The sequence below is a fragment of the Sphingomonas bisphenolicum genome (assembly GCF_024349785.1).
Classification (GTDB): domain Bacteria; phylum Pseudomonadota; class Alphaproteobacteria; order Sphingomonadales; family Sphingomonadaceae; genus Sphingobium; species Sphingobium bisphenolicum.
This window is the reverse complement of the sequence record NZ_AP018817.1, coordinates 1,130,003-1,144,391: the sequence shown is the minus strand read 5'-3', so window position 1 is coordinate 1,144,391 and position 14,389 is coordinate 1,130,003. Positions and strand designations below refer to the sequence as shown.

Genomic DNA, 14,389 nt, shown 5'->3' with positions numbered 1-14,389 from the left:
GCTGGCTGGCCTGTATGGGACGTCACGCATCATCCTTTGGTCGGCAGGGCCCAGGCGATCACCTGATCCCCGATCGGGGTCTTCATGAAGTGATGGCCGCCGGTCATCAGCACCACATATTGGCGGCCATTCTGTTCATAGACCATCGGCGTCGCCTGTCCGCCAGCGGGCAGCGCCGTCTGCCACATGATCTTGCCGGTCCTGAGGTCGATCGCCTTGAACAGGTCGTCGGTGGCCGCCGCGATGAAGATCAGGCCGCCCGCCGTCACCACCGAGCCGCCATTATTGGGCGTGCCGATGGTGAAGGGCAGATAGCTGGGGATGCCGAACGGGCCATTCTTGCGCGCCGATCCGAACGGGCGGTCCCAGATCGTCTTGCCGGTGGCGATGTCGATCGCCCGGATGCCGCCATAGGGGGGCTGTTTGCACAGCATCCCGGTGAAGGGCATCTGCCATCCTGCATTCACATCGATCGCATAGGGGGTTTCCGCCTGCGGATCGCCGGCGCCCTCGGCATGGGGCTTGCCGCCCCGGCTGGCGTTGCCGCCCTTGTCCTGCCTGGCCATGTCGGCCTTCTGCTCGCGGGTGAACCAGCCCTTTTTGTCGGCCTCGGCGCGGGGCACGAGGCGGACATAATTGGGCATGTCGTTATAGTTGGCGACGATCACGCCGCGCGCAGGGTCGACGGCGACGCTGCCCCAGTCCGTCCCGCCATTATAGCCGGGATATTCGATCGAATGGCGGGTCGTTTCAGGGGGCGTGAAGAAGCCCTTGTAGCTCGCCCGGCGGAAATTGATGCGGCAGATCATCTGGTCGATCGGCGACATGCCCCACATGTCGGACTCCGTCAGCGGCGCCTTGCGCAGCGTCTGCCACAGCGAGACGATCTGCGTCGGCGCGCGCTGGCCGGGTTCGACGCCGCCGCCCGGCGCCCTGATCGTGCCGATCGGCGTCAGCGGCCGGCCGGTCGCCCGGTCCAGCACATAGATGTCGCCCTGCTTGGACGACACCAGCAGGGCGGCCTTGCCCTTATAATCGATCAGCGTGGGCTGGCTGCCGAAATCATAGTCCCATACGTCGTTCTTGACCGCCTGGAACGTCCAGCGCGGCTTGCCCGTCGTCACGTCCAGCGCGACGATCGAGGTAGCAAAGCTGTTTTCCACCGGCGAACGCATCGTGCTCCAATAATCGACCGTGCTGTTGCCCATCGGCAGATAGACCAGCCCCAACGCCTCGTCGCCGCTGGCGATCGTCCACATATTGGGCGTGCCGCGCGACCATTGCTGGCCTTCGGGCGGATAGCTATTCCATTCGGGATGCTTCATGTCCCAGGCGAAGCGCAGCTTGCCGGTGACCGCGTCGAAACCCTGGATCACGCCCGACGGCTCCCAGCGCTGCTGCCCGTCCAGCGTCTGGTGCCCGGTCACCGCGATACCGCGAATGATGACCGGCGGCGAGTTGATCGAGACGAGGCCGGGGAAGACCTTGCCCATGCCGATCTTGGCATCGACCTGGCCGTTGGTTCCGAAATCGGGGCAGGGACGCCCGGTTTCGGCATCGACCGCGATCAGGCGGGCGTCCAGCGTCCCTTCGATCAGCCGCCTGGCGCAGAGCGATCCGGGCGCGGCGTTCGGGACGGCATAATAGCTCACCCCGCGGCAGGCGGCCGTGTAGGGAATCCAGGCGTTCGGCACCTTGGGGTCAAAGCGCCAGCGCTCCTTGCCCGTGGCCGCGTCGAGCGAGATCATGATATTCTTGGCGGAGCAGAGGTAGAGCGCATTGCCGACCTTCAGCGGCGTCGTTTCGGCGCCATATTGGGCGGCGGCGGCCGCGTCGCTCGGCATGTCGCCGGTATGCGCCAGCCAGACCTGCTTGAGCTGCGCGACATTGCCGGCATTGATCTGGGTCAGCGGCGAATAGCGCCGCGCCGCGCCGGTACCGCCATAAGCGGGCCAGTCCGCGCCCGTCGCCATGCCCGACGGGTCCATCATCCCTATCGAATTTGGCGCAGGCAGCGCCGCGACCGAAACGTCGCGCGTACCCAGGAAGGTAAACAACAGCGCCGTCGCCACCACCGCAACGCCGACGCCCGCGCCCGCCAGCTTCCAGCGATTGGCCGCCCGCGTCAGCGTCGGCATGACCAGGAAGGTCGCGACCAGCAGCACGACCGGCGCGATGATGCGCGGCACCAGCGCCCAGACGAGATTGCTGCTGGCATCGAAAAAGGCCCAGAGCACGGTGGCCGCCACGACGGCGATATAGGCGTAGGCGCCCAGCATCCGACTGCGCATCAGCATCACGCCGGCGAAGAGCATCGCTACCCCGGCCAGCCCATAATAAAGCGAGCCGCCTAATGTAGCGAGCCATATGCCCCCGCCTGTCAAAACCACGCCTATGGCGGCGATGACGAAACCCAGGATGATGGCTGGCCAGCTACGACGTTCGGGCAATTGGAAATTCCTCGTCTCGATGGTCGATGGCGCCCGCCACCGAACGGGCAGGTCCCCGCCGCGCAGGGGCTAAAATTCTGACAAATGTTTCTGTTCCGGTTCTCAATCGAAACTTACCGTTTCCAAGGTCCGGTATCGGCCGCTGCCGGAAAGATTGCCCTGGGACGGGGCCACGGCATCGCCGCCTCCCGGCGACAATCGGTCGATCTTGCGCGAACTCCGTCCCAAAATGCGCCGGTCGGACTACGGCAGACAGCGGCTTTCCGACACCGACGCAGCGACGCCCCATAATCCGGCAATGGAAGGACATCATGACGGCAGCACATCGGTTGACATGTCATGTAGCGCGGCTATCCCATCTCCTCATAGCGTGAAGTGGAGAGATAACATGCAGTCCCTACCGTTAGCGTCTGTGTTTTCACACAAATACGACAAGGATGTTTCGGATTGGGGTGGCCATTCGGGCAGCGGATCAAGCCCATATCACACCATGGCATACCGTATGTTTCTTGAGCAATTCATCGCCCTGAACAATATTCGTTCGGTGACAGACGTCGGCTGCGGCGACTGGCAGTTTTCGAAGTTCATCAATTACGACGGCGTATCCTATCAGGGATATGATGTCGTTCCCACCATAGTCGCTCAAAATATCGCGCTTCACTCATCGGATGACGCGAATTTCGACGTCATGCCGGACGATGTCATGGATGTCAGAGGCGGCGATTTGCTGATCATGAAAGACGTGCTTCAGCATCTGCCCGATGACGTCATCATGGGATTTGCCGCAAAGCTTTTCCCCAAATTCAAATATTGTCTGCTGACAAATTCCTATCGGAAGCTGGATACGCCCCAAAATATCGACATCGAGGCAGGGGGCTTTCGCTGCCTGGACCTCACAGAGGCGCCCTATAATGTCGCGGGGACATATGTTCTGCAATTCAACAGTCCGCTGTGGGAGGAATTGAGGGTTCTGCTCGTCAGCAATCATTGATCGCTGCGGGGCGGACCGAAGGCCGTCCTTTGGGCAGGGTTCTGCTCCAGGGCCCGGATTTCGCGCCCTCCAGACCGGCAGTGGCGGCAAGGCGCGCGTTGCGCGCCAGCGCGTCGTCACTATCGATGACACGAACCGGATCGACATATCGCACGCCGCCCCGCGATCCCATATTGGCCGTCAAGAGAAAGAGGCGTGAATCGACACGTACAGCCGCCCTTTTCGAGAGCGACGAAAACAGATTTCGTGGAGAAACTGGCGGAGAGGGTGGGATTCGAACCCACGGTACCCTCTCGGGCACGCCGCATTTCGAGTGCGGTGCATTCGACCACTCTGCCACCTCTCCGCAGAAGGTCCGGCCTGCGCCGTCCCGGTCGAGGGGCGGCCATTAGCGAATGAAATCGCGCTTGCCAAGCGGCCTTTCCGGTATTTTTCTTGTGTCCGCCGGGCAGCATCCTAAATTGGGGGAATGAAAGACACGATTCAGATTTTCGGCGCCGGCGTCACTGCCCCGCCGATCGTCCATGCCCGCTTCAATATCGGCGATGTGGTCAAGCATCGCATGTTCGGCTTTCGCGGCGTCGTGTTCGATATCGATCCGGTCTTCGCCAATAGCGAGGAATGGTATGAAGCGATTCCTGAAACCGCGCGGCCAGACAAGGACCAGCCCTTCTATCACCTGCTCGCCGAAAATGGCGAATCCAGCTATGTTGCCTATGTCAGCCAGCAGAATCTGGTCACCGACGACAGCGACGAGCCGGTCGATCATCCCGCCATCACCGGCATGTTCGGCCCCTATGCGGACGGCAAATATCGCCTGCGCCCGCTCCACCGCCACTAAGGTGCTGGACATCGGCCCGGGCATCGGATTGCCGGCCGCGGGCCTGCGCCGCACGGCGCTGACGCTGCTGCTCGCCTGCGCGCTGGCGGCTCCTGCCGCGGCCGTGCCGCCGCCAGCCCCCGCCCGCGCCGCCCCCGGCCCTGGCCCCAATGCCGACCCGACCTTCCCCTTCTCCAATGAGGTGGAGGCCTTCGCCAAAGCCAACAGCGCCGGTCCCCCGATGCGCGACGCCACGCTCTTCCTGGGCAGCTCCAGCATCCGGCTGTGGGACATAGCGGGCAGCTTCACCGACATCGGCACCGTCAATCGCGGCTTCGGCGGCGCGACCACGGCCCATGTCCTCCATTATTACAAGCGGCTGCTCCCGCCCGTCCCGCCGCGCTCGGTAGTCGTCTATGTGGGCGAGAATGATCTGGCCGCCGGCACGACGCCTGACGCCGTATCGCGCGACATCCTGACCCTGCTCAAGCGGCTGCGCGCCGATTATCCCCGCGCCGCCATCGTCTGGCTCTCGCTCAAGCCCAGCCCGATCCGCTGGACGCTCTGGCCCAAGATGGCGCAGGTCAACGCCGCCATCGCAGCACGCGCCAGAGCGGAGAAATTCGACTATCTCGACGTCGGCACCGCCTTGCTGGCGCGCGACGGCCTGCCAGACGCCTCGCTCTTCCGCCCCGACGGACTGCACATGAATGCGCGCGGCTATCAGCGCTGGACGGGACTGGTGGACGCCTATCTCGACCATGCCCGGCCGGTCGGCACGAGTGGCGGCAAAACTTCCTGAACAGCGCCGCCTTTTTGCTCTGTCCTCATGCCCATCGCGGGTCCATAGTCGGTTGCATATCACTTTCCGATTGATCCACAGCCAAGCAACATTATTACCAGCCGGATCAAGGACGCCAGAAAAAGCCAAGGGGACATGCGGGTGACGACGGATAGCAAGGCAACGCCGATGGCGGAGCTGACGATCAGGGGCGTGATCCTCGGCGCGCTCATCACCCTCATCTTCACCGCGGCGAACGTCTATCTGGGCCTCAAGATCGGCCTGACCTTCGCCACCTCCATCCCCGCGGCGGTCATCTCCATGGCGGTGCTGCGGCTGTTTGCGACCGGCACGATCCTGGAAAACAATATCGTCCAGACCATCGCGTCCGCCGCCGGCACGCTCTCGGCGATCATCTTCGTGCTGCCTGGCCTGGTCATCATCGGCTGGTGGCAGGGCTTCCCCTATTGGCTGTCGGCCTGCACCATCGCGCTGGGCGGCATATTGGGCGTCATGTATTCGGTGCCGCTGCGCCGCGCGCTCGTCACCGGCTCCGACCTGCCCTATCCCGAAGGCGTCGCCGCCGCCGAAGTGCTGAAGGTCGGCGCGGGTTCGCGCGAGGGGCTGGAGGAAAACCGCCGCGGCCTCGCCGCGATCGTCGCCAGCGCGATCGCCGCCGCCAGCTTCTCGATCATCGCCAAGACGAAGATCCTGGCCGAAGAAGCCGCCACCTTCTTCAAATTCGGCGCGGGCGCGACGTCGGTCTCCACCAGCTTTTCGATGGCGCTGATCGGCGTCGGCCATCTCGTCGGCCTGTCGGTCGGCGTCGCCATGTTCATCGGCCTGCTCATCAGCTGGGTCGGCATCGTGCCCTATCTGACCACGCCTGTTCCCGCCGGCGCGGACCTGGCCGACCTCGTCGGCACCACCTTCCGCATGAAGGCGCGCTTCATCGGCGCGGGCACGATCGGCGTCGCGGCGATCTGGACCCTGCTCAAGATCCTCGGCCCCATCGTCAGCGGCATCCGCTCCGCACTGGTCGCCAACGCCACGCGCAAGGCAGGCAACGCCGCCGACCTCGACATTACCGAGCGCGACCTGCCTATCTCCATCGTCGGCGGCACCATCCTCGCCGCGCTGGTGCCGATCGGCTTCCTGCTCTGGGTCTTCGCGCAGGGCGGCCCGATCGCCGCCAACCCCGTGCCCGTGATCGGCCTGACCCTGGCCTATGTGCTGGTCGCGGGCATCGTGATCGCGTCGGTCTGCGGCTATATGGCGGGCCTGATCGGCGCGTCGAACAGCCCGATTTCGGGCGTCGGCATCCTCGCCGTGCTGGGCGCTTCGCTGATGCTGGCCGCCATCTACGGATCGGGCGGCGGCGATCCCAAGCAGACGCAGGCGCTGATCGCCTATGCCCTGTTCACGACGGCGATCGTCTTCGGCATCGCGACCATCTCCAACGACAATCTGCAAGACCTCAAGACCGGCCAGCTGGTCGGCGCGACGCCGTGGAAGCAGCAGATCGCGCTGATCCTGGGCGTGCTGTTCGGCGCGCTGGTGATCCCGCCGGTGCTCGACCTGCTCAACAGCGCCTTCGGCTTCGCCGGCGCGCCCGGCGCCGGGCCAAACGCCCTGCCCGCACCGCAGGCGGCGCTCATCTCCGCGCTGGCCAAGGGCGTGCTGGGCGGCGATCTCGACTGGGGGCTGATCGGCATCGGCGCAGGGATCGGCGCGGTCGTGGTGCTGGTCGACGAACTGCTCGGCCGCGCCGGCAAGCTGCGCCTGCCCCCGCTCGCGGTCGGCATGGGCATCTACCTGCCGATGGCGCTGACCCTGCTGATCCCGGTCGGCGCAGTGATCGGCCATTTCTACAACCGCTGGTCGCTACGCCAGTCGAACCCGGAATTTGCCGAACGCATGGGCGTGCTGATGGCGACCGGCTTCATCGTCGGCGAAAGCCTGTTCGGCGTCGCCTTCGCCGGCATCGTCGCCAGCACCGACAGCGACGCGCCGCTGGCGCTGGTGGCGGAAAATCCCTGGGCCGTGCCGCTCGCGATCCTGATCTTCGCCGGGGTTATCGCCGCGCTCTACGCCAAGCTCAAAAACTGGGCCAGCAGCCCGCTCAGCTAAGCCTTTCCCGGTCACCTGTCCCAAAGGGAAGCGGAAAAGCGCCGCCATTTATGCGTTTCTGCCTGTCCGATGGGACAGGAGGACGCATCATGAAACCGGATCGGGATGTCGATCGCGTCACGCTGGATGATGAAGCGGCGCTGCTTTACTGGACCTGCCGCTTCGACGTGTCGCCCGATGAACTGGAGGAGGCCGTCGACATCGTCGGCGACAGCGTCGATGCGGTCGCGGCCTATCTCAACGTGGGCAAGGGCCGGGAACGGGAATAGCCTCCGACCTTCGGACGCCCGCCCGATCCGGGCCGCGCGCTTTTTCCCTGTCTAATATCTGCGATATTCACGGATCTGTCACGGCTCTGGAATGAAGTCGTAACATCAATCTCCCACTGCGCGCCTCAACGACTGGCAGGCGGAACGACGCCGCATTGCCGCGCCAACAGGGAGAATATCGATGAACCACCTACTTCGCGGCGCGAGCCGCGCAGCCATCATGCTCGCGCTCGCGACCCCCGCAGCGGCCTTTGCCGGCACCATCGCCGGCACCGTGTCCGACGGCACCGGCACGCGCGCGCTACAATCGACGCAACTGCGCATCGTGGAAACCGGCCGCATCGCCGAAGCGGGCCGTGACGGCAGCTATCGCTTTCCCGATGTCGCGCCCGGCACCTACACGATCGAGGCCCGCTATGTCGGCGCCGATCCGGTCCGCACCACCGTCATCGTGCCCGCCAGCGGCGATGTCGATGCCGACATCCGGATCGGATCGAATATCGACGCATCGATCATCGTCGTCGGCCAGGTCGCCAACCAGGCCTCGACGCTGTCCCGTCAGCGCGCCGCCGACGGTGTCGAAAGCGTCCTGACCCGCGACGCCATCGGCCAGTTCCCCGACCAGAATGTCGCCGAATCGATCCGCCGCCTGCCCGGCGTCAACATCCTGAACGACCAGGGTGAGGGCCGCTTCGTTTCGGTCCGCGGCCTCGATCCCGAACTCAACGCCGCCTCGATCAACGGCACGCGCATCCCCGCACCGGAAAGCGACGTCCGCTCGGTCGCGCTCGACGTCATCCCGTCGGAACTGATCGAATCGATCGAAATCAAGAAGTCGCTGACGCCGGACATGGACGCCGACACCATCGGCGCGTCGATCGAGATCAACACCACCAGCGCCTTCGACCGCAAGAAGGATCTCTACACGGTCAAGCTGGAAGGCAGCTATAACGACTATGCCGATGCACTGACGCCCAAGGGCAGCTTCGACTTTTCGACCCGCATCACCGACCGGTTCGGCATCGCCGGTGGCGTCAGCTACTATAAGCGCAAGTTCCAGACCGACAATATCGAGGCGGCCGACTGGAACCAGACCGACGACGGCACCGCCTATGCCGAAGAAGTCCAGTATCGCGACTATGACGTGCAGCGGAAGCGCCTCGGTGGTTCGCTCAGCCTCGACTGGCTCGCGACGGACACGACCAAACTTTATGCGCGCGGCATCTACAGCCAGTTCGACGACCAGGAATATCGCGGCGACGTGACCCTGATCATGAGCGAGCCTCCCGCATCGGCTTCGGGCGATACCGTCCAGTTCAGCGACGAAGACGGCCGCATCGAAGTACGCCGCCGCATGAAGGATCGGTTCGAGCGCCAGCGGATCAAGTCGCTGACCTTGGGCGGCGTCACCGAAACCGGCCCGTGGAAGGCCACCTATGCCGGCAGCTGGTCCGAATCGAGCGAGCGCGAGAATGGCTCGATTGATCCCACCCGTTTCCGCGCCCGTTTCGACGGGGACGGCGTCGACGTGAATTTCGACTATTCCAACCCGATGAAGCCGACCTTCACGGTCAGCGGCAACACCGCCGATTTCTTCGACCCCGAAAGCTATGGTTTCAACGAACTGGAGCGCACCACGCTGTCCAATTCGAAGGACCGCGAATATATGATCAAGGGCGACATTTCGCGCGCCTTTGCAAGCGATGGCGGCACCTTCACGGTGCAGACGGGCATGAAGGCGCGCTGGCGCAAGAAGAGCTACGACCTTCAGGCCGACGTCTATGACGACTATGACGGCGACTACACGCTCGCCGACGTGCTGGGCGGCCAGACCTACCGCATCCAGGACATCCTGCCCCTGCCCAGCCACACCGGCCCGACCGACTTCTTCTACGACAACATCGCCAATTTCGAACGGAACGAGCTGGACTCCACGCTCAATTCGGCGACATCGGATTATTCGGTGAAGGAAGACATCCTCGCGACCTACCTGCTGGGCCGCTGGGACAGCGAGACGCTGCGCGTCATCGGTGGCGTCCGCATGGAGCAGACCCGCAACGACATCCGCGCCTTCCTGACCGAAACGGACTCGGACGAGAATGTCACGATCACGCCCAACCGCTTCATCCGCAACTACACCAACTGGCTGCCCAGCCTGACGGTCCGCTACGAACCCGTCCGCAACCTCGTCTTCCGCGCGGGCGGCTACAAGAGCCTCGTGCGTCCCAAGCTGTCCAACCTCGCGCCGCGCTTCGACATCAACGAGGATCGCGAGGCGACCTTCGGCAACCCGAACCTCAAACCCTATCAGGCGTGGAACGCCGACCTGTCGGCCGAATGGTATTTCGGCACCAATGCGGCGTTGACCGCCGGCTTCTTCTGGAAGTCGGTCAAGGACTTCGTGGTCGAACAGCGGATCACCGATCCGGGCACGATCATGGGCGTCGATTATGAGGAACTGACCACCTACATCAATGGCGACAAGGCGAAGATCAAGGGACTGGAACTGTCCTACAGCCAGGTGTTCAGCTTCCTGCCCGCGCCGTTCGACGGCCTGCTGCTCAACGCCAACTATACCTATACCGACGCCAAGGGCACGGTGCCGACCGACGGCGACATCAGCGATCCGCGCAAAATCCCGCTGATGTCCTCGTCCAAGAACACCTTCAACCTGGTGCTGGGCTACGAAAAGGGTCCGGTCTCGCTGCGCGCGGCCGGCACCTATCGCGACAAATATCTGGACGAACTGGGCAGCGAAGCCGATCAGGACCGCTATGTCGACAATCACTTCCAGCTCGACCTGAGCGCCAAATACCGGGTCGCGCCGGGCGTGCGCGTGTTCGCCGAGTGGATCAACGCCACCAACGAACCCTATTTCGCCTATCAGAACTACGCCGGGTCGAAGCGCATCCTGCAATATGAAGAATATAACTGGACCGCGAAGTTCGGCGTCACCGCCAGCTTCTGATCCGCCCCTTGTTCCCCTCTGCCGGCCGGGTTCCCTTACCCGGCCGGCTTTTTGCTTTTACCGGAGTCCAGGCCATGATCCGCCTCGCCCTCATCGCTCTGCTGGCCGGCACGGCGCCCGCCCATGCCCAGACACCGACGCCACCCGTCCCGCGCTCGACCGGCACGCCCTATGCCGCGCGCAGCCTGCCCGACCGCATCATCCTGACGCCCGCCGCCGATCCGGCCCGCGGCATGGCGGTGGCCTATCGCACCGACGCCGCCCAGTCGCCCAGCGAAGCGCAGATCGCCATCGCGGTCGACGGCCCGACGCTGGAGGAAAAGGCGCAGACCATCGCGGGTTCGCCTGGAACGGCAAAGGACAGCGCCAACGGCCCGGCCCTCTATCACCAGATCCGCTTCGACAATCTGACTCCCGACACCGTCTACGCTTATCGGCTCAAGGGCAGCGCGGGCTGGAGCGAATGGCTGCAATTCCGCACGGCTTCGACAGAGGCGAAGCCTTTCCGTTTCCTCTATCTGGGCGACATCCAGAACGGCATATTGACCTATGCCAGCCGCGTCATTCGTCAGGCCTTCCATGCCAATGGCGGCATCGAACTGGTCGCCCATGCCGGCGATCTCGCGGCGCAGCGCGACGATCTCGACCATGACGACGAATGGGGCGAATGGAACCAGGCGGGCGGCTATAACTGGTCGATCGTCCCGCAACTGCCCGCCACCGGCAATCATGAATATGTCGACGTGGCGCTGCCGGACGGCACGGAAAGCCGCCGGCTCGGCCCGTATTTCCCGCTCCAGTTCGCCCTGCCCGACAATGGCGTGCCGGGCCTGAAGACGACCTATTTCGTGGACTATCAGGGCGTACGCTTCATCATCCTCGACGGCACCTCGGCGATCGATCTCGGCACCATGGCGCAGCAGACCAAATGGCTCGACGCCACGCTGGCATCCAGCAAGGCGACATGGAATATCGTGCTGTTCCACCAGCCCGTCTTCACCTGCGCCCGGCCGCAGGACACGGCGGAGATTAAGGCCGCGTGGAAGCCGGTGTTCGACAAGCGCAAGGTCGATCTGGTGCTGCAAGGCCATGACCATTGCTACAGCCGCCTGACCTCCGAAGCGGGACGCGAAGCCTCCGCCACGACGCGCAGGAATGGCGCGATCCAGGGGCCGGTTTATCTTGTCTCGGTCACCGGCGCCAAAATGTACGGCCTCAACGACCGCGCCCGCACCCAGCCCGACAAGACTGCCGAAGCGACCGAACTCTATCAGGTGGTGGATGTGGCCAATGACGGCGGTATCGACCGGCTCACATTTCGCACCTTCACCGCATCGGGCAAGCTCTATGACGGCTTCGACCTGGAAAAGCGGGCGGACGGCAATCACCTGACCGACACGACCGAGCCGACTATCGCCCAGCGTACTTGCACCGGCCTGATCGGCCCGGACGGCGGCAAATGCGTCGCCCGCGGCAAATAAGAGGAACCCGCATGATCCGTTTGACCCTTGGCCTCACCAGCCTTCTCGCCCTCGCCGCCTGCGCCACGACGGAAACCGAAGTCCCCGTCGCGACCCGCATCGCCAACACCACGCCGGCGGTGAACGTCACCGCGCGCGGCGAAACCACCCCGGTCGGCACGGCCAATGCCGACGCGGCCGACGATCCGGCGATCTGGCGCAATGCCGCCGACCCGGCGCAGAGCCTGATCGTGGGGACCGACAAGAAGGCCGGGCTGTACGTCTATGGCCTCGACGGCAAGACCCGCGATTTCCTGAACGCGGGCCGGGTCAACAATGTCGATCTGCGCGACGGCGTGACGATCGGCGGCCAGCCCGGCATCCTCGTCGTCGCGTCCGACCGCAGCGATGTCGCCCACGCGAAGCTCGCGCTCTTCCGCCTCGACCCCGCCACGGCCAAGCTCACGGCGCTGGGCAAGGTCGATGCCGGGACCGGCGAGGCCTATGGCGTCTGCCTGTCGCGTGAAGGCGCGGCGACCTACGGCTTCATCGTGCTGAAGGACGGCACCATCCATCAGGTCGCGCTCGACGCATCGGGCGCGATGCCGACCGGCACGATCGTCCGCACCATGAAGCTCGGCACCCAGTCGGAAGGCTGCGCCGTCGATGATCGCACCGGCACCCTCTATGTGGCGGAGGAGGATGTCGGCCTGTGGCGCTTCGACGCGCGCGCCGCCGGATCGCCCACGCCGACGAAGATCGCCGCGGCCGACGGGAAGAATCTGGTCATGGATGCCGAAGGCGTCGCCATCGCGCCGATCGGCGCGAAGGACGGCTATGTCCTCGTGTCCAGCCAGGGCGACAATGCCTATGTCGTCTACCGGATCAGCGACGACTCCTATGTCGGTCGCTTCCGCGTGGTGGACGGCGCCATCGGCGGATCGGAGGAAACCGACGGCATCGACCTGATGCTCGGCGATTTCGGCCCGGCCTATCCCGGCGGGCTGTTCGTGGCGCAGGACAGCCACAATGCGACCGCCGCCCAGAATTTCAAACTGGTCGCCTGGGACGACATCGGCAAGGCGCTGGGGCTGCCACGCTGACTTCCCACTAAAGGTGGATTGCCCTCTCCGCGGCGCCGGGCGACAAGGCCCCAAAGCGCCGGGGAGAGGGCATGACCATCAAGGAACTATATGACGCGAAGCGGATGTCGGCGCAGCAGGCCGTCGCGCTGATCCCGGATGGCGCGCAGATCGCTGCCGGCCTCGCCGTCAGTTTCCCGCCCGCGCTGGCGGCGGCGCTGGCCGATCGGGTGCGCGCCGGCGCGCTGCGCGACGCCACCCTCTACGCCATGCTCGCGCCCGCAGCGTCCGCCGCCGCGATCCTCGCACCGGACCTCGCCGACCGCATCCGCCGGATCAGCCTGTTCCATGGCGGCGTGGAGCGCGCCAACGACGCGCTGTCGGCGACCGAATCCGACCCCAGCTCCGGTCCCCTGGCTGAATTGCTGCCGGTCCCGTTCCACCAGATACCCCGCGCCCTGACCGAGCATATCGGCGTGGACAGCTTCATCACCACCGTCTCGCCGATGGATGCGAATGGCTATTTCAGCCTCGGCACCGACACCGACTATGCGCTGGCGGTCGCGCGCAGCGGCACGCGGCTAGTCGTGGAGGTCAACCCCGCCATGCCCTATGTCCATGGCGACTGCCTGATCCATGTGTCGGACGTCGCTGCGCTGGTCGAACATCATGTCCCGCTCTGCCAGACCCCGTCCCTCCCCCGCAACGCCACGGACGACGCGATCGGCGCGATCATCGCCGCCATGGTGGAGGATGGCGCCTGCCTGCAAATGGGCATCGGCGCGGTGCCCGACGCGGTCTGCGCCGCGCTGATGAGCCATCGGCGCCTGGGCATCCACACCGAACTCCTCTCGCCCGGCCTCGTCAGCCTGATCCAGGCAGGCGTGGTCGACAACAGCGCCAAGAGCCTGCACCCCGGCAAATCGGTCTTCACCTTCGCCATGGGCGACCAGCCGCTCTACGATTTCCTGCACGACAATCCGACGCTCGACGCCCGGCCTGTCGAATATGTGAACGCGCCGCATGTCATCGCGCAGAATGACGCCATGCTTTCGGTCAACGCCACGCTGCAACTGGACCTGTCGGGCGCCTGCAATTCGGAATTCGTGAACGGCCGCCAATATAGCGGGACCGGCGGCCAGCTCGATTTCGTGCGCGGCGCCTATGCGTCGAAGGGCGGCCGGTCGATCATCGCCTGCCATGCGACCGCCGCGAAAGGCACGATATCGCGCATCGTCCCCTGGCTCGACGGCCCGGTCACGACGCCGCGCACCGATACCCATATCATCGTCACCGAATTCGGCTCCGCCGACATGAAGGGCAAGAGCCTGGCCGATCGCGCCCGCGCGCTCATCGCCATCGCCCACCCCGCCTTCCGCGACGATCTGGAACGCGCCGCGCGCGAACGGCGAATCCTCTGAATCAAAAAGGGCGGTGG

General features: G+C 64.8%; 10 protein-coding genes and 1 tRNA gene. 9 read left to right on the top strand and 2 right to left on the bottom strand.

Annotated features, from left to right (window positions below; all coding sequences use genetic code 11):
- Positions 1–29: 29 nt before the first annotated feature.
- Positions 30–2,450: a membrane-bound PQQ-dependent dehydrogenase, glucose/quinate/shikimate family gene (locus SBA_RS05710; RefSeq protein WP_261936185.1), complete on the bottom strand. Its 2,421-nt coding sequence runs from the start codon at positions 2,448–2,450 to the stop codon at positions 30–32.
- A 388-nt stretch (positions 2,451–2,838) separates the two neighbouring features.
- Between SBA_RS05710 and SBA_RS05705 the strand changes: the two genes are divergently transcribed.
- Positions 2,839–3,441 (top strand): methyltransferase domain-containing protein, encoded by a 603-nt coding sequence (locus SBA_RS05705; RefSeq protein ID WP_224550441.1) that lies wholly within the window; start codon positions 2,839–2,841, stop codon positions 3,439–3,441.
- Positions 3,442–3,697: 256 nt separating this feature from the next.
- Here the strand turns inward: SBA_RS05705 and SBA_RS05700 are convergent.
- A tRNA-Ser gene (locus tag SBA_RS05700) sits at positions 3,698–3,787 on the bottom strand.
- Between the two features lie 123 nt (positions 3,788–3,910).
- Between SBA_RS05700 and hspQ the strand changes: the two genes are divergently transcribed.
- The 8 genes from hspQ (at position 3,911) to SBA_RS05660 (ending at position 14,372) form a co-directional block, all read left to right on the top strand.
- Positions 3,911–4,282, top strand: coding sequence for a heat shock protein HspQ (gene hspQ / locus SBA_RS05695; protein WP_261936184.1), 372 nt, complete (start codon positions 3,911–3,913; stop codon positions 4,280–4,282).
- On the top strand, positions 4,239–5,063 hold the full coding sequence (locus SBA_RS05690; RefSeq protein ID WP_261936183.1) for a GDSL-type esterase/lipase family protein: 825 nt from the start codon (positions 4,239–4,241) through the stop codon (positions 5,061–5,063). Before hspQ ends, SBA_RS05690 begins: the two co-directional genes overlap by 44 nt.
- Positions 5,064–5,204: 141 nt before the next feature.
- A complete protein-coding gene (locus tag SBA_RS05685) occupies positions 5,205–7,172 on the top strand; it encodes an OPT family oligopeptide transporter (RefSeq protein WP_224551016.1) in 1,968 nt (655 codons plus the stop codon).
- Between the two features lie 89 nt (positions 7,173–7,261).
- Complete coding sequence (locus SBA_RS05680; RefSeq protein WP_224551015.1) at positions 7,262–7,441, top strand: DUF3606 domain-containing protein; 180 nt, start codon at positions 7,262–7,264, stop codon at positions 7,439–7,441.
- Positions 7,442–7,622: 181 nt separating this feature from the next.
- Entirely contained in the window at positions 7,623–10,409 is a 2,787-nt protein-coding gene (locus SBA_RS05675) for a TonB-dependent receptor (RefSeq protein ID WP_261936182.1), read from the top strand.
- Between the two features lie 74 nt (positions 10,410–10,483).
- Entirely contained in the window at positions 10,484–11,890 is a 1,407-nt protein-coding gene (locus SBA_RS05670; RefSeq protein ID WP_261936181.1) for a purple acid phosphatase family protein, read from the top strand.
- An 11-nt stretch (positions 11,891–11,901) separates the two neighbouring features.
- The gene (locus SBA_RS05665) at positions 11,902–12,972 is read left to right on the top strand and encodes a phytase (RefSeq protein ID WP_261936180.1); all 1,071 of its coding nucleotides are present in this window, start codon (positions 11,902–11,904) and stop codon (positions 12,970–12,972) included.
- 71 nt (positions 12,973–13,043) lie between these two features.
- On the top strand, positions 13,044–14,372 hold the full coding sequence (locus SBA_RS05660; RefSeq protein ID WP_261936179.1) for an acetyl-CoA hydrolase/transferase family protein: 1,329 nt from the start codon (positions 13,044–13,046) through the stop codon (positions 14,370–14,372).
- The last annotated feature ends 17 nt before the right edge of the window (positions 14,373–14,389 follow it).

Bases quoted from the DNA above. Each gene is read 5' to 3' on its own strand.
- SBA_RS05705 (WP_224550441.1), top strand. From the start codon at position 2,839: ATGCAGTCCCTACCGTTAGCGTCTGTGTTTTCACACAAATACGACAAG.
- hspQ (WP_261936184.1), top strand. From the start codon at position 3,911: ATGAAAGACACGATTCAGATTTTCGGCGCCGGCGTCACTGCCCCGCCG.
- SBA_RS05690 (WP_261936183.1), top strand. From the start codon at position 4,239: ATGCGGACGGCAAATATCGCCTGCGCCCGCTCCACCGCCACTAAGGTG.
- SBA_RS05680 (WP_224551015.1), top strand. From the start codon at position 7,262: ATGAAACCGGATCGGGATGTCGATCGCGTCACGCTGGATGATGAAGCG.
- SBA_RS05675 (WP_261936182.1), top strand. From the start codon at position 7,623: ATGAACCACCTACTTCGCGGCGCGAGCCGCGCAGCCATCATGCTCGCG.
- SBA_RS05670 (WP_261936181.1), top strand. From the start codon at position 10,484: ATGATCCGCCTCGCCCTCATCGCTCTGCTGGCCGGCACGGCGCCCGCC.
- SBA_RS05665 (WP_261936180.1), top strand. From the start codon at position 11,902: ATGATCCGTTTGACCCTTGGCCTCACCAGCCTTCTCGCCCTCGCCGCC.
- SBA_RS05660 (WP_261936179.1), top strand. From the start codon at position 13,044: ATGACCATCAAGGAACTATATGACGCGAAGCGGATGTCGGCGCAGCAG.